General features: G+C 58.2%; 16 protein-coding genes. 13 read left to right on the top strand and 3 right to left on the bottom strand.

Translation table 11 applies throughout. From position 1 onward, the window contains the following. Nucleotides 1-52: 52 nt before the first annotated feature. From VGL38_03605 to VGL38_03570, 8 genes are all read left to right on the top strand, one after another. A complete protein-coding gene (locus VGL38_03605) occupies nucleotides 53-1,003 on the top strand; it encodes a peptidase MA family metallohydrolase (GenBank protein HEY3294498.1) in 951 nt (316 codons plus the stop codon). A gap of 103 nt (nucleotides 1,004-1,106) precedes the next feature. Next, nucleotides 1,107-2,630 (top strand): hypothetical protein, encoded by a 1,524-nt coding sequence (locus VGL38_03600; protein HEY3294497.1) that lies wholly within the window; start codon nucleotides 1,107-1,109, stop codon nucleotides 2,628-2,630. A 23-nt stretch (nucleotides 2,631-2,653) separates the two neighbouring features. Continuing rightward, on the top strand, nucleotides 2,654-4,732 hold the full coding sequence (locus VGL38_03595) for a hypothetical protein (protein HEY3294496.1): 2,079 nt from the start codon (nucleotides 2,654-2,656) through the stop codon (nucleotides 4,730-4,732). Between the two features lie 478 nt (nucleotides 4,733-5,210). Then, nucleotides 5,211-6,545 carry a T9SS type A sorting domain-containing protein gene (locus tag VGL38_03590; GenBank protein HEY3294495.1) on the top strand — a complete coding sequence of 445 codons (1,335 nt, stop codon included), beginning with the start codon at nucleotides 5,211-5,213 and terminating at the stop codon, nucleotides 6,543-6,545. A 182-nt stretch (nucleotides 6,546-6,727) separates the two neighbouring features. Further along, nucleotides 6,728-7,660 (top strand): PorV/PorQ family protein, encoded by a 933-nt coding sequence (locus tag VGL38_03585; GenBank protein ID HEY3294494.1) that lies wholly within the window; start codon nucleotides 6,728-6,730, stop codon nucleotides 7,658-7,660. A 47-nt stretch (nucleotides 7,661-7,707) separates the two neighbouring features. After that, nucleotides 7,708-8,268 (top strand): sigma-70 family RNA polymerase sigma factor, encoded by a 561-nt coding sequence (locus tag VGL38_03580; GenBank protein ID HEY3294493.1) that lies wholly within the window; start codon nucleotides 7,708-7,710, stop codon nucleotides 8,266-8,268. Between the two features lie 52 nt (nucleotides 8,269-8,320). Next, nucleotides 8,321-8,908 carry a hypothetical protein gene (locus VGL38_03575; protein ID HEY3294492.1) on the top strand — a complete coding sequence of 196 codons (588 nt, stop codon included), beginning with the start codon at nucleotides 8,321-8,323 and terminating at the stop codon, nucleotides 8,906-8,908. Beyond that, a complete protein-coding gene (locus VGL38_03570; GenBank protein ID HEY3294491.1) occupies nucleotides 8,886-9,434 on the top strand; it encodes a periplasmic heavy metal sensor in 549 nt (182 codons plus the stop codon). Before VGL38_03575 ends, VGL38_03570 begins: the two co-directional genes overlap by 23 nt. A 383-nt stretch (nucleotides 9,435-9,817) precedes the next feature. On the opposite strand, the gene cydB is transcribed toward VGL38_03570, so the two are convergent. From cydB to VGL38_03555, 3 genes are read right to left on the bottom strand one after another with little or no spacing between them, the layout of a single operon-like run. Next, the gene (gene cydB / locus VGL38_03565; GenBank protein ID HEY3294490.1) at nucleotides 9,818-10,834 is read right to left on the bottom strand and encodes a cytochrome d ubiquinol oxidase subunit II; all 1,017 of its coding nucleotides are present in this window, start codon (nucleotides 10,832-10,834) and stop codon (nucleotides 9,818-9,820) included. A 4-nt stretch (nucleotides 10,835-10,838) separates the two neighbouring features. After that, nucleotides 10,839-12,182 (bottom strand): cytochrome ubiquinol oxidase subunit I, encoded by a 1,344-nt coding sequence (locus tag VGL38_03560; protein ID HEY3294489.1) that lies wholly within the window; start codon nucleotides 12,180-12,182, stop codon nucleotides 10,839-10,841. Nucleotides 12,183-12,223: 41 nt separating this feature from the next. Then, nucleotides 12,224-12,697 (bottom strand): Rrf2 family transcriptional regulator, encoded by a 474-nt coding sequence (locus VGL38_03555; GenBank protein ID HEY3294488.1) that lies wholly within the window; start codon nucleotides 12,695-12,697, stop codon nucleotides 12,224-12,226. Nucleotides 12,698-13,080: 383 nt separating this feature from the next. Here VGL38_03555 and VGL38_03550 point away from each other — a divergent pair, with 383 nt between their 5' ends. The 5 genes from VGL38_03550 to VGL38_03530 all read left to right on the top strand — a co-directional run bounded on the left by VGL38_03550 (nucleotide 13,081) and on the right by VGL38_03530 (nucleotide 19,624). Continuing rightward, entirely contained in the window at nucleotides 13,081-14,064 is a 984-nt protein-coding gene (locus tag VGL38_03550; protein HEY3294487.1) for a glycosyltransferase family 2 protein, read from the top strand. 140 nt (nucleotides 14,065-14,204) lie between these two features. Further along, nucleotides 14,205-16,292 carry an elongation factor G gene (gene fusA, locus VGL38_03545; GenBank protein HEY3294486.1) on the top strand — a complete coding sequence of 696 codons (2,088 nt, stop codon included), beginning with the start codon at nucleotides 14,205-14,207 and terminating at the stop codon, nucleotides 16,290-16,292. Nucleotides 16,293-16,303: 11 nt separating this feature from the next. Continuing rightward, entirely contained in the window at nucleotides 16,304-16,786 is a 483-nt protein-coding gene (locus VGL38_03540; protein ID HEY3294485.1) for an HIT domain-containing protein, read from the top strand. A gap of 238 nt (nucleotides 16,787-17,024) precedes the next feature. Then, entirely contained in the window at nucleotides 17,025-17,816 is a 792-nt protein-coding gene (locus VGL38_03535) for a succinate dehydrogenase (GenBank protein HEY3294484.1), read from the top strand. Further along, nucleotides 17,816-19,624 (top strand): fumarate reductase/succinate dehydrogenase flavoprotein subunit, encoded by a 1,809-nt coding sequence (locus tag VGL38_03530; GenBank protein HEY3294483.1) that lies wholly within the window; start codon nucleotides 17,816-17,818, stop codon nucleotides 19,622-19,624. Before VGL38_03535 ends, VGL38_03530 begins: the two co-directional genes overlap by 1 nt. The last annotated feature ends 1 nt before the right edge of the window (nucleotide 19,625 follow it).

Genomic DNA, 19,625 nt, shown 5'->3' with positions numbered 1-19,625 from the left:
CGTGCTGTGGTTGTGTACGGCGCTCTTTGCGCAGACATCGAAGCGGGAGTACATGGAACAAGACTCCGCGCGGTTTCGTATCCTGTATAGCACGAAGGATGCGGGCGTCGTGCGGGATTTGTGGCGGGTGTTGCGGGAACGTGTGCCTGTGATTGAACAGAACTTAGGACTGGCTCTGGGTGATACGGTTCGGTTTATCATCGCGCCGGATCAGATGGAGTGGGGGCGGCTCACTCAGGGCACACCGTTGTGGGCGAATGGAGTGGCATACTCCGAACGGGGCATAGCGATTCTGAAATCGCCATCATTTGGCCAGCAGTATGGACCGTTCCCGACAACGGCGACGCATGAATATGTCCATCTGCTGCTGCATGCGGGCGCGCCCCGGGCGGAAATTCCGCGCTGGCTGGATGAAGGTTTGGCGCAGGTGTTGTCGGGACAATTTGACTATGTGGAGTCGGCGGCGCTGGCGCGGGCTGCGGCGGCGAACCGGCTGCACTCTTTCCGGCAACTGGAGAGCATGCTGGCCATGAGCGGGCTGGAGGCGAGGCAGGGGTACGCGGAGTCGGCGGTGGCGGTGCAACTGCTCCAACTGCGCTACGGAATGTCGGGGCTGTCCAATCTGGTGCATGAACTGCGCACAGGGCAGGATTACGATGAGGCATTCGCGCGGATTTTCGGCGTGTCAAGCGGGAGCTTCGAGAACCAGTATGTGGCGTACATCAAGAGCACGTACCGGCTCTCGCTGATTGGCGATACCGAGTTGTGGCTGTCGGGGTTGTTTGTTTTGCTGGTGCTGGCGGCAGGGACAGCGATGTGGTACCGGCGGCGGCGCACACTGGCGAAATGGAAAGATGAAGAGATGGGGACTCACGGTGGGCCGCGGGAAACGTGGCCGCCGTATATTGTCAATTATACGATTATTCGCAGCCGTCAAGGAGAAGAGGAGGACACATCTCAGGGAAAACCGACTGAGGCCAGTGATCAGCCGCCGGGCGACTGATCCCGCACCATTATGAGAACGATGTATTAAAATTCGATACACATGAAAGACTCTCTGCCGACGTGGATGGGTGGGGGCGGGGAGTGGATTTGCGAGGATGGTTATGAGTGTGGAAAGGAGCCGTACGGCCCGGGCGTACTGGGCGTTCTGCTTGATATTACTTCCGATTATTGTTTTGTATTTGTCTTCGATGCCGTGGCGGGATACAGCGGACATTTGGGAACAGGCGGCGGCGATGCGGGCGATTGCGCAGGATGTGGCGCATCCGGCCAATCCGTTGCTGGCGCTGCCGGGCGATACGTCGCCGAGGTTTACGCCGTACACAGTGTTCTGGGGAGTGGTGCTCAGGGTGACGCATCTCGATGTGTTTGCGGTGCTGATGCTGGCGGGGGTGGTGAACTATGTGCTCTTTGTAACGGGGTTTGCGCGGCTGATTCGGCTGCAGTTCAAAGACCCGAAATTGCCGCTGATTGCGCTGTTGGTGCTGCTTGTGGTGTGGGGCACGGGGTATGGGCAGTCCAATGCGTATCAGTTGCACATGTTTCTGTACACGCTGCCGTACGTTGCGACCTTTACGTATGGGATCAGCTTTCACGCGCTGGCATTTTTGCGGAAGTGGATTGCGGGTGCGCGCCGGACGGATGCGGCGATGTACACGGTGCTGATGCTGGTGGCGTTTCTGTCGCATCCGATTACGGCGATGTTTGCGTTTGTGGCGGCAGGGGCAATGCTTCTGGCCGAGAGCACGTGGCAGAAGACCCTGGCGGTGCAGTTGGTGCCGCTGGTGTGTGTGGCGGCGGCGTTTGTCTGGCCGTATTTCGATTACGGACATGTGCTGACGCACGGCGCGACGGAATCATGGTTTACGACGCCGCATTTTTCGGGACAGATTTCGAGCCTGGGACCGGCGCTGGCGGGGATTCCGATTCTCATCTATTATGCATGGGTGGGGAGGCACACGTTTGTGGTGTACGGTTTTCTGTTCTGCGCGGGAGTGTATGTTTCGGCGGCTCTGGCGCAATCGGCGATTGGTGGGCGATTTATCTTTTTCGGTACGCTGTTTCTGCATTTGGGGATTGCGCTGTTTATCGCCGATGCGCTGCCCGTGGGATGGAGATGGGTGCAGACGGCATGGCCCAGCACGTATTTGAAAGCGGGATTGTGCGCGTTGATTATTCTGACGGGATTGCGATTCCGGGTGCACGAAGCCGAGGCGATTGCGCTGGATTTGCGGCATGCGATGGACCGGGACTTGCCGTCGGAAAGCGCGGCGGCGAGGCTGTCCTTTCTGGGAGCCTATGTTCCGGCGGGAACGGTGGTGCTGTCGGACGAAAATCTGGGGCTGATCTTGCCGGTGGTGATGGACGGCAAGGTGGTGGCGCACGTGCACGGCAGTCCGATTATCCCCCACGAATTGCAGCGGAGGTGCATTGATGCTCACCGCTTCTTCAACAGTCCTCTGACTCTTGGGGAGCGTCAATCGATTCTGCGGCGTTACGGCGCGGCGCAAATTGTGGTGGACCGCAGTATTCAGTCCAAGCCTGCGGCGAGTTTTCTGGCTCAGTTACCGCTGCTTGGAGCCCGCTGTGCCGGGCATGGCGGTGTCAGTCTTTATGATGTGCGTTAGCTAACCTTCGGGGTTTGTGCGCAATGGCAGTTCCCTCCGGATCGGAGTCCTCCGATCGCCGTTCCTTCCTTGTCCCGCTGAGAATCGCGGGCGCCATTCTGCTGGTTCTGGTGTGCATCGGTTGGGTCTTTCCGTCCGCGCGGTGGTGGGGAGTCCATCATCTCGCGTTTCTGTCCCCGCCTGTTTCCATCCTGCTGCTCCTGTCCGGTGGATTCTTTTTGACGCCGTGGAGTGTGCCGCTGATGCGGCGCGTGGTGGATCTGGCGCGGAAGATTCCGCCGGCCCAGCCGTTGTGGGTATGGGCCGCAGTGGCTTTTGCCCTTTTTCTGCTGCTGCGTGTGCAGGAGCCGTTTATGGGCGACGGCCAGTTGCTGCTGACGCATCTGGTGACGCTGGGGCGGCTGGAGGCGCGGCTGATTCCCTCGGTGGACAAGGGCTCCGTACATTGGACGGAGCCTTTCGAGTATGAACTCCACGAGAATGCCTTCCGGCTGGTGGCGAAGTTCCGCCCACCGCCTGACAGGCCCGACGATATAGACGTGGATGACAATTTGATCAGCGCGGAGAAGACATGGTTCTTTGAAGCGGGGCGGTGGTCCTATATTGTGTTGGCGGCCATAGCCGGAGCCTTGCTGGTGCTGCTGGCGGTGCGGTTTGCGCGAAAGATGCTGCCGGAAAACTCGCGGGCGGTGTTTGTGGCGACGCTCTTATGCGGCGGAGGGGTGCTGCTCTTCTTCGGCTATGTGGAAGACTATGCGTGGACGGCGCTGGCGATTTGCGCCGTGGCGCTGTTTGCCATCGAAGAGAGTGCGGACGGATCCCGCTGGCCGCTGAAGACGCTGCTGGCGTACGCGGTGGCGGTGGGATGTCACTTATTGACCCTGGTGTTTCTGCCGGCGGTGGCACTGCTGGTGCTGCTCAAACAGAGCGGGGAAGAGGGGCTGCTGTGGCGCGCGGTGAGGTGGCGGTGGTTTGTGGCGGCGATGGCCGTGGCGGCGGTGCTGACCTATGTGGTGGTGTTTTACGGGCCGGGGCTGCATTATATGCTGTCGCCGTATCCGACGGATTCTCCCGATGGCTACAGTCTGCTGGCGGGGCGGCATTGGTGGGACATGCTGAATGTGCTGCTGCTGTGCGTGGCGCTGCCGGGGGGAGCGGCGTTGCTCAAAAGCCAAAAAGCTCAAATGCCAAAAAGCCAAAAGGAAGATTGGAGACTTGAGACTCGAGACGTGAGACGTGATTGCGATTCAGAGCTTGGTGCTTCCTTGAGTGGAACCTTATCCTCTTTAGATTTTGCCAGCAGACCTCTATCCCCCGGCCCCCCGCCTTCGTCGAGGTCTAAAGACTTTCCCCACCCCCCTTGTATTCCCCCCACTAAAGTAGGGGGAAAAGAGGGGAAAGGGGAGCAGAAAGCAGCCTTTTTTGCTTCGCGGGTGTTGCAGGTGATGGGGGTGTGCGGGGGGGCATTTGTGTTTATTATCAGTCCGGATTTGGGGGCGGCGAGGGATTGGGATCTGCTCTGTTTGGGACTGTGGCCGCTGGTGGTGCTGGGGGCTTGGAAGCTGGCGCAGATGGCGGAGGGGCGGCGGGTAGATGTGCTGGCGGTGATTGTGGGATTTGCCCTGCTGGTTCCGGTGCCGTATGTATTGGAAAATGCTTTTGCCCGCAGTGAGGTGGCGCGCAGCGAGATGATTCTGGGCCTTGAGCCTGCGAGGGCGGCGTACGGATGGGAGAGTGTGGCGGCCTATTACCGCAGGGAAGGGGACGCGCCCAATGCGATCCGGGCTGTAAAGGCAGCTATGGCGCTGGACGAAAATCCGCGCTACAAGCTGAATCTGGCCGAGGAGTTGCGGCTGGCGGGACGGTTGGAGGAGGCCGAGCCGCTGTACATTGCGGCGGCCAGCGCGCGGCCCGATTTAGCCAAGTACCTGCTGTTCCTCTGCAAGGCTTATGCAAAACGCGGCCAGAGTGACAGGATTCTGCCATTGGTGAAAATCATGGTGGAATTGCAGCCGGAAAACCCGGTGTTTACCAAGCTGCTGGAAAGCCTTGGGGGAAACGATGAACGAGGAATGATGAACGATGAACGGAAAGCGGAGTAATTTGCTTCAGCGCGCACATCACTTGAATTTTGACCTAAAAGCCTTGCTGCGCAGGATGGTGCGGTGGGGCTTTGTTGTGTTGGGCCTGCTATCAAGTGGGGTTTTATTTGCACAGCCGCAGGCGCCGGTGGTGTGGGGACAGCCGCGGCGGCTGGGGATCGGGAATGCAATGAGTCCGTCGCTGCACCCTGCCTTGCTGAAGGGAGATACACTGCTTTTCTGTGGCGCAGTGCCCGATCCGGGTAATCCTCGGATGTTCCGTCCAGCGGTAATCGCCAGTTATGACAACGGCCAGACCTTTGGTCCATGGCGATACGTGGGAGACACCCTTTTCGCATACCCGGAGAGCCGAATTTTCGGCAACGGTGGGACTGACTTTGTGAACCTCATGTGCTGCCTTTACCGGAGCGTGAACGCAGGTGCCACGTGGGAGCTCAACCGCCAGCGTCGATCCGATACGGGGATTTGCTGGGGTACAATGTTGGGATCTCAGGCCATCACGATTGAATGGCACTGGCAAGGCGGCGAGTCCGATCCGACTTACTGGGCCGTGATTAGCGAGGATGGCGGTGATCACTGGGGTTCGGCACTTGCCTTGAATCTTCCGCCAACCTTCGAATTTTTGGATGTGGCTATGACGCGGGGGCACCTTTTGGTGCTGGCGAATATCGACGACCTGGGTGAACTGGGAACAACGTCGGCGGATCGAACCGGCCAAACGTGGTCTCCGTTTGTCGCATTGCCCAGTTCATGGCCGGGAAACACCAACACTCCGTTCATACTTGGGGATAGTACCTCGGAAACGGCGATGGTACGCCAGACAGTGGGACGGGCTTCCATGGACGAAGCCGACTTGTTTGTGTATCGCACGACCGACGGAGGCCAGAACTGGGAGCCCGGCAGGAACCTGTCCGAGGGCCATCCGTACAGTCGGTTTCTGTGTCATCCCGAGCTGTTCTGTTGCGGCAAACTGTGGGGCGTAGTGTGGGAGGACTTCTGGAATCCAGACACCACGCAATGGGGGGTATATTATCGCATGTCTGCTAACCACGGCAAGGATTGGTATCCCGCGCAGCCATTGGGACTGGACGTCGGTCAACTGGACTATAGCGGCGGTCAGTTCATTGGTGACGAAGTACATGTGTACTGGAATGCTCAAAGTGACTATGCCACAGCGGTTGGGCGCATGGCGGTGGATACACTGGCTCCCGGAATCGAGATCGGCATCCCACTGCCTAACGATGTGGGGCAGGGTACCACCGTGCAGTTCATGGGTTCGGCCATGGATAATGACTCGCTCGTGCGCATGGATGTGGTGCTGAGGCGGCAAGGATCAGCCGATTCACTTGTGGTGCCACTCTCCGAACGGATCACGTCCGTAGATTATCGCGGCACGTGGACCGTACCCCAAGACACCACCCAGTGGGTCTACTATTACCGCGCCGAAGACATGTGGGAAAACGTATCTGCCTTCCCGGACACCGGAGCCTTCACCTTTCACACCACCGGCTGGTCAGCAACTTCATCCGTCACCCTTCCGCCGTTATCCTTCGCGGTGTCCGTCTTCCCTAACCCCAGCAATGGCTGGCCTTCCATTAAGCTTGCGCCGGGGTGGTTTGGGCACGGGGTAGTGAGAATTTCAGTGCATGATGTGCTGGGGAGGTGTTTGCTGGAAAGGGAGGTTGCGGGGCAGGGAGGGCAGTTGATAAGTTTGATGGATAATCGTAACTTAGAGGCAGCATCTGGGGTCTACCTTTTGCGGGTGACTGCGGGAGGGAGAGTGCGGGCGGTGAAAGTTCTTGTTTTGAAGTGAGACGCCGAGAAGCCAAGAAGCCAAGAAGCCAAGAAGCCAAGAAGCCAAAATGGGTCGATCTCACTTCACAGATCGCTGTAGTCTACTAATTCATGTAAAAAGGGTGTTGAATGACGTGAAGATAATGATTCTGTGATGGGGTTCCTGATGGTTGGTTCATCTTCACGATAGGGAGAATCTTCATGCGACGAACGCTGGTGATTGCGCTGCTGGTGCTGACGGCAGCTTCGGCCTTTGCCGCTTCGGCGGGAATGACGGGCTTTGAACTGTTCCGCACGGACGGATTTGCGCGGAATAGCGCCCTCGGGGGGAGCCAGATTGGCGTCGGTGGCGACCTGCAAAGCCTGTATGCCAACCCCGCCGGACTGGGTGACATGACCCGTCCGATGGGCACAGTGGGCTATTTCAAGCACGTGCTGGACATCAATTCAGGCAGTCTGGCGTACGCGAGACCGTTCTCCGGGATCGCCGTTTTCGGGCTCGGGCTCACCTATTTCGACTATGGAAAGTTTGACCGGGCGACGGAATTCGGCCAGAAAACAGGCGAATTCGGGGCTTCAGATTTTCTGGTGACGGCATCCGCGGCGAGAGAATTGTACGAGAATTTGAAGGGCGGGATCTCGCTGAAGTACCTCAATTCGACGATTGATTCCTACACGGCCTCGGCCATGGCGGCGGATGTTGGTTTACTTTATCATACAGGCGTAAAGAACTGGGACGTGGGCGCGGGCATCTTCAATGCGGGCTTTGCGACCTCGGCCTACCTGAAGACGAAGGACAAACTGCCGACCAGCTACCGGTTGGGGTTCTCTGTTCCTTTGGAGCATCTGCCGGTGCGGTTCTCCGTAGCGGGGGATTATATGGACAAAGAGGGGATCCGCGGCATGGGTGGGTTGGAGCTGACGTTCTCGCAGTATATTCAGGGGAGAATCGGCTACAATACCGTGGGCCTCGATGAGCGCGTGGGGACGAACAAGGACGCGCTGGCGGGTTTTTCGGCAGGATTGGGGCTCCACATGAAGAGCTTAAGCTTAGACTACGCCTTGACTTCTCAGGGCGAAGTGGGTTATCTGCACCGTTTCACTCTGGGGACAGTTTTCCCGGCGGGGAAATAGGCATTAAACCTATGCGGATTTCGCGTGTCTTATAGGCGAACCCCATCATGACCGATGGCCAGGATGATCTCGATCTTGTCCGGGAATTCCGGGCGGGAAGCGAGCGCGCCTTCAACGAGCTTGTGCTGAAACACCGGCAAGCCGTCTATTTGACGGCTGCCGGCATGTTAGGCAGCACAGATGACGCGGAGGACGTGGCGCAGGAGGTGTTCATCAAGGCCTACCGGTCGATGGACAGCTTCCGCGGGGACTCGGCATTTTACACGTGGCTCTACCGGATCACGGTGAACCTGTGCCTGAACCAGCTTCGAAAACGGAAGACGCGGACCTTCCTCGGATTGGAGCAGGTGGCGGCGACGTTGCCGGACAACAGGCAGGCCGATGAGGATGTAGAGTTGTCCGAACTGTCCGAGCATGCCCGGCAGGCGATTTCGGAACTCCCCGAGAAGCAGCGGGCGGTGTTCATTCTCAGACACTTTCGAGAACTGCCGCACGCCGAGATTGCGAAGATCATGGACCGGGATGAGGGGACGATTAAGGCGAACTACTTTCAGGCGGTAAGGAAGCTGCGGGCCAAGCTGGGACCGTACATGCAGGGTAAGGAATAGAGCCGTGGATCAGGAAAGATGCACATATTCGCGTGAGAAGTTACTTGAGGTCTTGAGCGAGCCCCTTGCGACGCTCGACCCCGAGCAGCTTGCCGCAGCCAAGGCTCTTTCGATTACGGATGCTGAGATCGCGCAGGAGTTGAAGCAGTGCCTGGCGCTGGGGCGGGTTGTGGACCTGAATCTGTACGGTACGCCGAAGACCAGCGACGCAGCGTTTCTGGTGGCTTTGCGTAATAAATTGGCTGAAGCTGAAAAAGAGCCCGTGATACGGGGACTTTTCGGTTCGTGGCGGTTAGTCGGCGCGGTGGCGTCGGTCTGCGTACTGATGATGGCGGTGATTTTTACGGCGGGAAATCAGGTTACGCCACAGACCATGGCAACGATGCAGACGCAAGATGCTCAGGCCCTGGAGAGCTTTGCCTCGGCGATTGACCCGACGGCCATCATGGTGCCGGATTCAATGACCGATGCGTCGGTGGATGCCGAGTCATTGGCGGTCTACCTTGATGTTCCCGACCTCGTTTCAAATTGGGATTTCGATACGGATACGGATCAGCCGCTGACGGATGAACTCCTCAGTCTCGATCCCCAAACCTTGCAGGAGGTGTTGAACGAACTTGAAGACACGAATTTCTTCTAAATTACTGGCGGCCGTTGCCGGGCTCTTCCTGATGGCTTCTGCCTTTGCGCAGCCACCGGATGGCGGCCCGACTCCGCCTGACGGACAGCGTCCGAATCGCGAGCGGATCGAGACGGTGATCATTGGGAAGTTCTCGTCCGAGCTTAACCTGACTCCTGAGCAGGCGGAGAAGTTTTTCCCACGGTTCCGGCAGTTACGGAATTCGACGGAGGAGATGATGCGCGGTCAGCGCGACCGTCGAGACCAGCTTGATGTGCTGTCGCAGGATCCCAAAGCGGACCAGACGAAGGTCAATACTCTGGTGGAGCAGAACTCCCATGATCAGGAGCAGATGCTGCGCAACAAGCAGGAGTTTTTGAAAGATGTGTCCAGCTTTCTGACACCGCAGCAGGTGTCGCGCTGCTCGATTCTGCTGGATGAACTTCCGCAGCGGATCCGGCAGTATATCGAAGAACACCGGGACATGCGGCAGGATCACAGAATGGGCCCGCCGGCTGACAGGCAGCGGAGCCGTCGAGGCTACTGACCGGACACTCGAAACGCTTACGGAGGCTCGCAGGACAGTAGAGGTTAAAGGTGTGTAAATGGCGCGGTACGGGTTCGTATCGCGCTTTTTTGTGTCTTTCCCTTACGTGCAATAGGATTTGTGGGGGTGCCGACCGAGTGAGACAGGACTGCGTGCGCCTGCGAAATCTGAGGTTTCACATGAAACTCTGAACATGCGCATTGACATTGTGTATGACAGGAATTCCCGAAAGTCCGAGCACAGCACATTGCGCATCAGCAGGCTGCGAGGCCGTGCTTGGGCGAGTTAGGGTTGGTGACGTGTGAAAGAGGGTGAATGCTCTTGGAGCGCATCGGGGCCGACAAATGTCGGCCCCGATGCGTGCGTAAGATGTAGGTCAGCCGTCAGTAGCTGTCCTCATGGAGGATGACCTGACCACGGAAGACGCGATGAATATAAACGGTGTAGAGCAGCACCAGCGGCATGCCGATGAGGGCAATGATCAGCATGATGGTTTGCGTTTGCGGTGTGGAGGCCGCATTGTAGATGTCGAGGCTGTAGCGCACATCGGTCAGGGACGGCACCAGCCGTGGGAAGAGGCTGAGGGCCGCTTCGCCAATCATCAGGGCAATGGTGACCGATGAGGCGATAAAGGCACGGAAGAATTTTCCCGACTTGGCCGCAACAGGCATGTAAAGCATGGCTCCGACGAGTGGCAGGAGCAGAATCCAGAAGAGGGGATCTGACAGGGAATCATCGAACAGCAAGGGAGCCGTGAAGACCGCGGTGACGGATGCGACCAGATAGAGGGCGACGAAGCTGAGCCAGAGTTTGGGGATCAGCGCAGACAGCCGCTTAAGAAGTTCGCCATCGGATTTCATGGCGAGAAAGATGGCGCCGTGTGCGGTAAATGCGGCAAGGCTGACGAGCCCGACGAGCACGGAAAAGGGGTTCAACAGACCAAAGAAGCTGCCGGTGTAGTTACCCTGTTGGTCAAGGGGAAGGCCGCGCAGGATGTTTCCAAAGGCAATACCGAGCAGCACCGCAGGCAAAATGCTGCCGATGCTGAAGGCATAATCCCAGAAGGATCTCCAGCGGGAATCTTCGACTTTGCTGCGGAATTCGATGGCTACAGCCCGGAAAATGAGGGCGGCGAGGAGCAGCATTAAGGCCGTATAGAGCCCGCTGAAGACGGTAGCATAGACCACGGGGAAGGCGGCGAAAAGTGCGCCACCGCCGGTCAACAGCCAGACTTCATTGCCATCCCAGAGCGGACCGATGGCGTTGAGATGAATGCGGCGTTCGCGTTCATTTTTGGCGAAAAAGTGCAAGGCGCCGATACCCAGATCGTAACCGTCAAGGATGGCATAGCCGATGATCAGGATGCCGACGAGCAGAAACCAGATGGTGTTCAAATCCATGGGTTTACTTCTCCTTTCCGGTGAGGGCTACCGGCCCGACGGCCAGTTTCTTTTTCAGCAGGTAGACATACGTGACGCCAAGAAAGGCGTACATCAAGGTGAGCAACGTAAGAGAGAACCAGACCTGGCCTTCACTGAGCACCGGGGAGAAGGCGTCGCGGGTGCGCATAAGATGATAGACGATCCAAGGCTGCCTGCCAACCTCTGCGGCCATCCAGCCGAGCTGGCAGGCCAACAGGGGCAAGGGAATGGAGAAGACAAACAGTTTGAGCAGCCATTTCTTCTCGAATAACACGCCGTTACGCAGCAGGAAGGTCGCCAGAACCATGATGCCGACAAAGTACATGCCGAGCAGCACCATATTATGGTACGAAACGAAGGTCAGAAACAGCGGCGGAATGTTCTCCGGAGGGAATTCGTTGATTCCCTGCACATGCGCGTGCGCATCACCGAAGGCCAGCCAGCTTAGAAGGCCGGGGATTTTGATTTCAGCCCGGAGAACGGGTGGCGGCTGATCCTGCGGAACTGCGAACAGTACAATGGGCGCACCTTCGACGGAGGTGTAGAGGCCGTTCATGGCGGCGAACTTCTCCGGCTGAGTGGCGGCAACCTGCCGGCCATGCTCATGTCCGAAGGGGAAGATCTCGAGGCAACTGGCAACGAGTCCGAAGATGATCGCAATGCGCATGGACTTTTGGGCCAGTGCCGCTTCCTTATTATGCAGGATGAGGTAAGCGGACAGACCGGCGACGAGGAAGGCACCGGCAATCAGAGCGGCATCTACCGTGTGGAAGTAGCGCGGCAGGGTGGAGGGATTGAAGGCTGCCGCCCAGAAGTCGGACAACTCGGCACGGTGCGCGGTCGCATTCAGCGAGTACCCGGCGGGAGTCTGCTGCCAGGAGTTGGCGACAATGATCCAGAATGCGGACAGCGTCGCGCCAAAAGCAACCATAAGGCTGGAGAACCAGTGCATGCCTTTGCTGACACGGTTTCTGCCGAAGAGATAGAGCCCGAGGAAGGCGGATTCGAGGAAGAAGGCAAGCACGCCTTCGGCGGCGAGGGGCGCGCCGAAGATATCACCGACAAACTTGGAATACTGGGCCCAGTTTGTGCCGAACTGGAACTCCATGACGATACCGGTCGCAACACCCACGGCAAAGGTGAGAGCGAGAATCCTGCCGAAGAACTTGCCCAGCCGCACGTAGTCGGCACTGTTCTTCCGCCAGCCCAGCCATTCGATAATGACCAGAAGCCAGGCAAGACCGATGGTTATGGGCGGGAATAGAAAGTGGAAGCCCACTGTCATCGCGAATTGAATCCGCGACAAAAGTTCGACATCGAGGTTCATACGGATTACTCCTTTCGCAGTTCTTATGAGTAGTCAGTGGATTAATTGGATACAGGTGCAGGCGCGGCCTTGGCGCCCGCAGCCATGCTCATATAGCTGGCGAAATTGGCGGCGGTTTCAGTGGCCAGATCGGCGAGGGTCTTGGCACGCAGACTGGTTTTGATCTGTTCCTGAACTCCGGACCAGACGACGTGCACGGCGCAGTAGGGCGAGCGGTGGCAGACATTGTGGTGGATCAGGCACTTGTTCAAAAACATTTTGCCCTCCACCGCCTCGAAGACATCGAGTAATGTCAGCTCTGTGGCGCTGACGGCGAGCTGGATGCCGCCGGTAACGCCTACCGAAGACCTGACAAAGCCGGCCTTGGTGAGCACGGGGACGATTTTGCGGAGATAGCTTTCCGGGACTTGAGCGCCGGATGCCACCTCTCCGATGCGGCGCGGAGAATTCACGTCTCCGGAGCAGAGATAAAGGAGTGCACGGACGGCGTACTCAGTGGTCATAGTAATCTGCATGATGGAGCCTCTATATAGGGAACAGTTTTGATTGAACAGGAGAATAGTGATCGTTATTGTCACGATTAAACTTAGGAATTATTTCACATATTGTCAATGTTAGAAACCATAACGGAATCGCTGTCATATATACCGGAATAATAAATTTTTAAATGATATGATCAGGGTGCAAGAGCGTGATGTAGCAAATGTTTTTAGTGGGCAGAGAGGCATTTAGAATAGTTGACTTCTTTGTCAGGAAACGCTTGAGGATCTCGATTAAGAAAATTTTCGGTGTGGTAGGTTGTAGGCCATCCGTTGGAGACCGTGGAGCGGCAGCACGCTTGCAACTCAGGGGGGAAAAGTGCATATTTTAGATTCACTTCCTCCCGAGTTTGCCGTCTATGTCACACCCTCTCTTATCTATCCTGATTGTCTCCTACAATACGCGGGACCTGCTCGCGGACTGCCTGCGCTCGCTCCGCCGTGTGGCGGATGAAGCACCGTTCGAGACGATTGTGGTGGACAATGCGTCCTCGGATGGCTCGGCGGACTATGTGGTGGAGCAATTTCCGGAGGTGCGGCTAATCCGGCTGGATAGAAACATTGGATTTGCTGCCGCCATGAACGAGGCCATCGAGGCCTGTCAGGGGGGACTGTTTCTGGCGCTGAATCCGGATGCGGTGGTTCCGGCTGGAACGCTCCGAAAACTGATGGACTTCATGGTGATGAATCCGACGGCGGCTGTAGCGGGGGCGGTGCTGACCTATGCCGATGGATCGCTACAGGGATCGACCTTTCGCTTTCCGAGCCTGTTCCGGGAATTCTGGAATTTCCTGCCGGAACTGAAAGCCATCTTGCGGCCACAGGTCACGTGGCTGAAAGTGACGGATGTTCATAAACCGCGCGAACCGATACAGGTGGACTGCGTCAGCGGCGCGGCGCTGATGGCCCGGACGGACGCCGTGAAACAGATCGGCGGATTTGACGGCGAGTTCTTCCTGTACCACGAGGAGATGGATTTATGCACCCGGCTGCGAAAAGCGGGCTGGGAAGTCTGGTCGGTGCGGCAGGCGCAGGTGATTCATCTGGACGCCAAGGCATCAGGCTACCGCCAGAACAGGCTGCCGCACCAGCCGGTGCTGGGATGGCGGATTGGGGGGATGGACCGGCTGTGGTGGAAGCATAAATCCAGACGACAACATGCTTTATGGCGGACGCAGGGATGCGCGTTGCTGCGCTTGAGAATTGCGTTAATTGGTGGTGGGATGTTGTTTTCGCAGGCATGCCGCGACAGAGTGCATGAGTTGGTAAAGATTGTGAAAATGCTGCATGAGCCCGCGGATTCAAAGCGGCAGAAAGCTGCAGCGAAGGTCCGCCGCGACTGACGGCCAAAGGCATTTGAAGCCGTCAATTGGCTTGACTCTTTCAGCGATAAGCTTATCTTTATAAGCTTACAGGTTTCGGGCGGGGCATGAGCCTTGTCCGCCCGAAGAAAATGGTGAATTGCTGCCCCGAGGAGGTTGTTGTGGCTCAACTGTCTACAGATAAGATTCGAAACATTGGACTTTTCGGTCATGGCCATAGTGGCAAGACGATGCTCGCGGAAGCCATGTTATACTCCATGGGCGTCATCACCCGTATGGGTAAAGTCGAAGAGGGCACGACCGTTTCCGATTACAGCAAGCAGGAGATGGAGCGGCAAATGTCGATTACGGCGGGAGTGCTGCGGGGCACGCACCACGACCACGTGATTAACTGTATTGACACACCGGGATTTGCGGACTTCGTGGGCGAAGTCTTTTCCAGCCTGCGGGCGGTGGATCTGGCGGTGTTGGTTGTGGACGGGAGCACGGGGCACGACATCGGGCATTCGCGCGTTTTCAACATGGCGACCGAGCTGGGGCTGCCGCGCATGTTTTATGTGACGAAGCTTGACCGGGAACACATCAAGTGGAACGAGACGGTGGACGGGTTGCGCGAGGAGTTCGGCACGCACGTCAGCCCGATTGAGTTTCCGGTGAACGCGGGATTGGGTTTTAACGTGATCGCCAGCGCGCTCACGATGAAGGAATATCATTATCAGGATGACGGGTCGGGCAAGGTCACGGAGCAGCCGCTGAGTGCCGCGGCCAAGGAGCGGGCGGACGCTTTGCGCGCGCAGCTTATGGAAGTGGCGGCGGAGGCTGATGACGCGTTGCTGGAGAAGTTCTTCGAGAACGGCGAACTCAGCGACGAAGACTTCGAGCGCGGCATCCGGCAGGGCATCGCCAAGGGGACCTTCTTCCCGGTGTTATGCGGTTCGGGTGCGCGCAATATCGGCGTTTCGCGATATGTGGAGTTCCTGACGACTTACGGGCCGTCGCCGCTGAACCGGCCGCCGGTTATCGGCAAGGGACCGAACAACGGGACGCAGATCGAAGTCAAAGCCGACGCGAACGAGGCGTTCTCGGCCTTCTGTTTCAAGACGACCGCCGAGGCCCACGTGGGCGAACTTTCCTTTGTACGCGTCTATTCGGGCAAGGTGATGCAGGGTGCGGATCTGCTCAATCCCAACCAGAGCAAGACGGAAAAGGTCGGTCAGATTTTCTACATCAGCGGCAAGACCCGTATTCCGGCGGAGCAATTCATTGCGGGCGAAATCGGTGCGATGGTGAAGCTGAAGACGACGCGCACAGGCGACACGCTGTGCGATTCCAAGCGGCCCGTGCAGTTTGCGGACATCGCCTTCCCCGAGCCGGTGCTTGAGACCGCCGTGGTTCCCAAGAATAAGGGCGACGAGGACAAGATCGCCAGCGGCTTGAACGCGCTGCGGGCGGAAGATCCGAGCTTTACGCTGTATCAGGACGCGGAACTGGGGCAGATGGTTTTGAAGGGACAGGGCGACCTGCACCTGAACAACATTCTTTCCCGCCTGAAAGAGCGCACTAATGTGGATGCGGACATGGTGGAGCCGAAGGTTCCTTACCGCGAGACGATTCGCGGCAGCGCCGACGCCGAAGGCAAGCATAAGAAGCAGTCGGGCGGACGCGGCCAGTACGGTCTGGTGTGGCTGAAGCTGGAGCCCAAGCCGCGCGGCGAAGGCTACGAGTTTGTGGACGCGATTGTGGGCGGCGCCATTCCCACCAAGTTTGTGCCGGCCGTGGACAAGGGTATTCAGGACACCACCCCGCGCGGCGTGATTGCCGGCTATCCGGTGGTGGACGTGCGTGTGACGGCGTTTGACGGCAAGTACCACGATGTGGACTCGTCGGAAATGGCGTTCAAGATTGCCGGGCGGCTCGGATTCCGCGCGGCGTTCAAGAAGGCCAAGCCGGTGATTTTGGAGCCTGTCTTTGATCTGATGGTCAAGGTGCCCGAAGAGTATATGGGCGACGTGATGGGCGATCTGTCTTCCCGCCGCGGAAAGATTCTCGGCATGGAGAGTGAAGGCCGTTACCAGATTATTCGCGCCAAGGTGCCGCAGAAGGAGCTGTACCGCTACGCCACCGCCCTGCGCTCGATGTCGCAGGGACGCGGCGCGGCGACGCAAAACTTCTCTCACTATGAAGAGGTGCCGCCGGAAATCCAGCAGCGTCTCGTGGCCGAGTATGTGGAAGAGAAGGAAGAAGAATAGGAGAGAAGCCTGTGGATCGCCTTTGGGCCCCCTGGCGGATGCCGTATATTATGTCCACGGTCAAACAGAACGACGAGGGCTGTGTCTTCTGCAGGATGCTCGCCGAGGCGGAGGATGAGCGCAATCTCATCATCTACCGCGGCGGGCATGCCTTCGTGGTCATGAACCTCTTCCCGTACAATACCGGTCATTTGATGGTGGTTCCCACGCGGCATACGGGCGATTTTGCGTCCCTGGCCGCGGACGAGCACCTCGAACTCGATTCCTTGATCGCGAGGTCGCACGCGGCGCTGGCTAAATCGCTCTCGCCGCACGGGTTCAACATCGGGATGAACCTGGGCCGGGCTTCCGGAGCGGGAATTGTGGATCATCTGCATTACCATATCGTGCCGCGCTGGAGCGGCGATGCGAACTTCATGTCGGTGGTGGCGGACACGAAAGTGATTTCGGAGAGCCTCATCGATACCTGGCGGCGTTTGAAGGCCGCGTTCTGATCTTCAGAAAAGCGCGGTGGGCGTGAGTTCGCTGCGCTTTTTGTTTATCCGGGAAAAGGGTGCAGGATTCGAGTGGGCAGCGGATGGCCCTTCGGCCACCCCCCTGAATCCCCCCACTAAAGTGGAGGGAACAAAGAACCCGAATCCTGTCCACGAATTCCAGCAGGGCAAACCTGTTCCCTTCTTTTTCTTCCGCTGCACACACTCTTATTTCTTTCCTTTCAAGTCTGGATGCATCATGGCTTACACTACACCTGCGATGAAGGATCGCCTCGGTCAGACCTTCCGGCGCGACTCGTGGTGGGCGACTCCATCGGCAATGTTCCTGGTTTTTACCGGATTCGTGATCTACGCGACGATTGCGGCGATTGTGAATCCGGCGGCCGGTCCCGACCGTTATTATTACGATCTGGACGGTGCGCATTTCCTGTCCCCGTTCTACTCCCCGAACTTTCACGAGATGTTCCCGGGAGTGGCGGCGTTTCGGTATTTCCCGGCGTTCTGGGTAGTGTGGCTGCCGATTGCATTCCGCGTGACCTGTTACTACGGGCGCAAGGCCTATTACCGTTCGATTCTGCTGAATCCGGCGGGGTGCGCCGTGGGCAAAGGAACGGATCGCGGGTACAAAGGAGAGACGGCGTTTCCGTGGGTGATCAACAACCTGCACCGCTATTTCTTCTACCTGATCGTGCTGCTGGTGCTGTTTCACTGGAAGCACTTCTATGATGCGTTTCATTTTGAAGGCGGTTTCGGCATGAGCATCGGCTCGCTGGTGGTGGCGGCGGATACGATTCTGCTGACGCTGTACGTGGCGAGCTGCCATTCCTTCCGCCACCTGCTCGGCGGCAATGTGGACTGCTTCTCCTGCGCCAAGGCCGGGCATCTGCGATATGAAGGGTGGAAGGGCGTGAGCTGGCTGAACCAGTTCCACAACTTCTTTTTCTGGGCCAGCCTGATTGCGGTGGGCTTCGCCGATTTCTACATTCGCATGATTGCCATGGGCAAGTGCGCCGATGTGAGGTTCTTCTAATGGCAAATTACATCACACACGAAACCGATGTGCTGGTGGTTGGCGCCGGCGGCGCGGGATTGCGCGCGGCGATTGAATCGGCGGCGATGGGTGCGAAGACCGCGGTGGTTATGAAGTCGCTGTTGGGCAAGGCGCATACCGTGATGGCCGAAGGCGGCGCGGCTGGGGCGCTGGCGAATGCCGACCCGCGTGATTCGTGGAAGACGCACTTCCGCGACACGATGAAGGGCGGCAAGATGATGAACGACTACCGCATGGCGGAAATCCACGCCAAGGAAGCGCCGGACCGGCTGCTCGAGCTTGAAGAGTGGGGCGCGGTGTTCGACCGCACCAAGGACGGGCTGATTCAGCAGCGCAATTTCGGGGGGCATACCTATCCGCGCCTGGCGCACGTGGGCGACCGCACGGGCCTGGAAATGATCCGCACGCTGCAGGACAAGCTGGTGCATATGCCGGCCGAGATCTTCATGGAAATGACGGTCACGCATCTGTTCAAGGACGGCGACGCGGTGTGCGGCGCGCTGTGCTATACGCGGGACACGGGTGAGTTTCACCTGTTCCACGCCAAGGCCATCGTGATCGCCACGGGCGGATTCGGCAAGGCGTTCAAGATCACAACGAATTCCTGGGAATATACGGGAGACGGCCAGAGCCTGGCATTGGACGCGGGCGCGGAATTGATGGACATTGAGTTCTTCCAGTTCCATCCGACGGGCATGGTGTGGCCGCTTTCGGTGCGCGGGCTGCTGGTCACGGAAGCGGTGCGCGGCGACGGCGGCGTTCTGAGGAATAATAAGGGCGAGCGCTTCATCTTCAACTATATTCCCGAAGCCTTTAAGAACGACGTGGCTTCCACGGAAGAAGAGGCGCGCGAGTGGGTGAAGCAAGTCGTGGCGGGAAAACAGGCTACGGTGCGTCGTCCGCCGGAGCTGCTGACGCGCGACGTGGTGGCGCGTGCGATCCGCGACGAGGTCAACGCCGGGAGAGGGTCCCCTCACGGCGGTGTGTTCCTCGATATCGCCTCGCAGCGCACGCCCGAAGAGATCAAGCGCGGCCTGCCTTCGATGTATCATCAGTTCATGAAGCTGGCGAATCTGGACATCACCAAGGAGCCGATGGAAATCGGCCCGACGGCGCACTACTCGATGGGCGGCATCCGGGTGGATCCGCAGACGGAGATGGCGACCGTGAAGGGACTGTTTGCGGCGGGCGAGTGCGCCGCCGGATTGCACGGGGCTAACCGTCTCGGAGGCAATTCGCTGTCCGACCTGATCGTGTTCGGCAAGCGCGCCGGAGCCGGCGCGGCGGATTACGCGAAGAAGAGCGGATCAGCGGGTCGCGTCAACTCCGAGCAGGCGGATGCGGCGGTGAAATATAATCTGAGTTTCTTTGAGCGCAAGGATGGCGAGAACCCCTACGATCTGCATCATGAGATTCAGGAGATGATGCACAATCTGGTCGGCATCATGCGTACGGAAGACGAACTCAAGCAGTCTCTGGTGGAAATCGAAAAGCTGAGTGGGCGCGTGCCGCGCATGTCGGTGAAGGGCGCGCGAACCTACAATCCGGGCTGGCACCTGGCGATGGATCTGAAGAATATCCTGACGGTGTCACATGCACTTGCGATGGCGGCGCTGGAACGGAAGGAAAGCCGTGGCGGCCATGCGCGGTCGGACTATCCGAATTATGACCCGGAACTGAGCAAGGTGAATCTGGTGGTGCGGAAGGAAAACGGCAAGATGACGGTGGTCAAAGTGCCGAAGCCCGAGCTGCCTCCGGAATTGAAGCAGCTTGTGGAGGAGGCGTAAG

Source organism: bacterium, assembly GCA_036504735.1.
Classification (GTDB): domain Bacteria; phylum Electryoneota; class RPQS01; order RPQS01; family RPQS01; genus DASXUQ01.
The sequence above is the reverse complement of the archived record's forward strand: the minus strand, read 5'-3'. Positions and strand labels throughout refer to the sequence as shown.

What these genes read in the sequence shown, in the direction of transcription:
- VGL38_03580 (HEY3294493.1), top strand. Translation starts at nt 7,708, where the DNA reads ATGACCGATGGCCAGGATGATCTCGATCTTGTCCGGGAATTCCGGGCG.
- VGL38_03590 (HEY3294495.1), top strand. Translation starts at nt 5,211, where the DNA reads ATGTTGGGATCTCAGGCCATCACGATTGAATGGCACTGGCAAGGCGGC.
- VGL38_03600 (HEY3294497.1), top strand. Translation starts at nt 1,107, where the DNA reads ATGAGTGTGGAAAGGAGCCGTACGGCCCGGGCGTACTGGGCGTTCTGC.
- VGL38_03605 (HEY3294498.1), top strand. Translation starts at nt 53, where the DNA reads ATGGAACAAGACTCCGCGCGGTTTCGTATCCTGTATAGCACGAAGGAT.
- cydB (HEY3294490.1), bottom strand. Translation starts at nt 10,834, where the DNA reads ATGGATTTGAACACCATCTGGTTTCTGCTCGTCGGCATCCTGATCATC.
- VGL38_03585 (HEY3294494.1), top strand. Translation starts at nt 6,728, where the DNA reads ATGCGACGAACGCTGGTGATTGCGCTGCTGGTGCTGACGGCAGCTTCG.
- VGL38_03535 (HEY3294484.1), top strand. Translation starts at nt 17,025, where the DNA reads ATGGCTTACACTACACCTGCGATGAAGGATCGCCTCGGTCAGACCTTC.
- VGL38_03550 (HEY3294487.1), top strand. Translation starts at nt 13,081, where the DNA reads ATGTCACACCCTCTCTTATCTATCCTGATTGTCTCCTACAATACGCGG.
- VGL38_03530 (HEY3294483.1), top strand. Translation starts at nt 17,816, where the DNA reads ATGGCAAATTACATCACACACGAAACCGATGTGCTGGTGGTTGGCGCC.
- VGL38_03555 (HEY3294488.1), bottom strand. Translation starts at nt 12,697, where the DNA reads ATGCAGATTACTATGACCACTGAGTACGCCGTCCGTGCACTCCTTTAT.
- VGL38_03560 (HEY3294489.1), bottom strand. Translation starts at nt 12,182, where the DNA reads ATGAACCTCGATGTCGAACTTTTGTCGCGGATTCAATTCGCGATGACA.
- VGL38_03595 (HEY3294496.1), top strand. Translation starts at nt 2,654, where the DNA reads ATGGCAGTTCCCTCCGGATCGGAGTCCTCCGATCGCCGTTCCTTCCTT.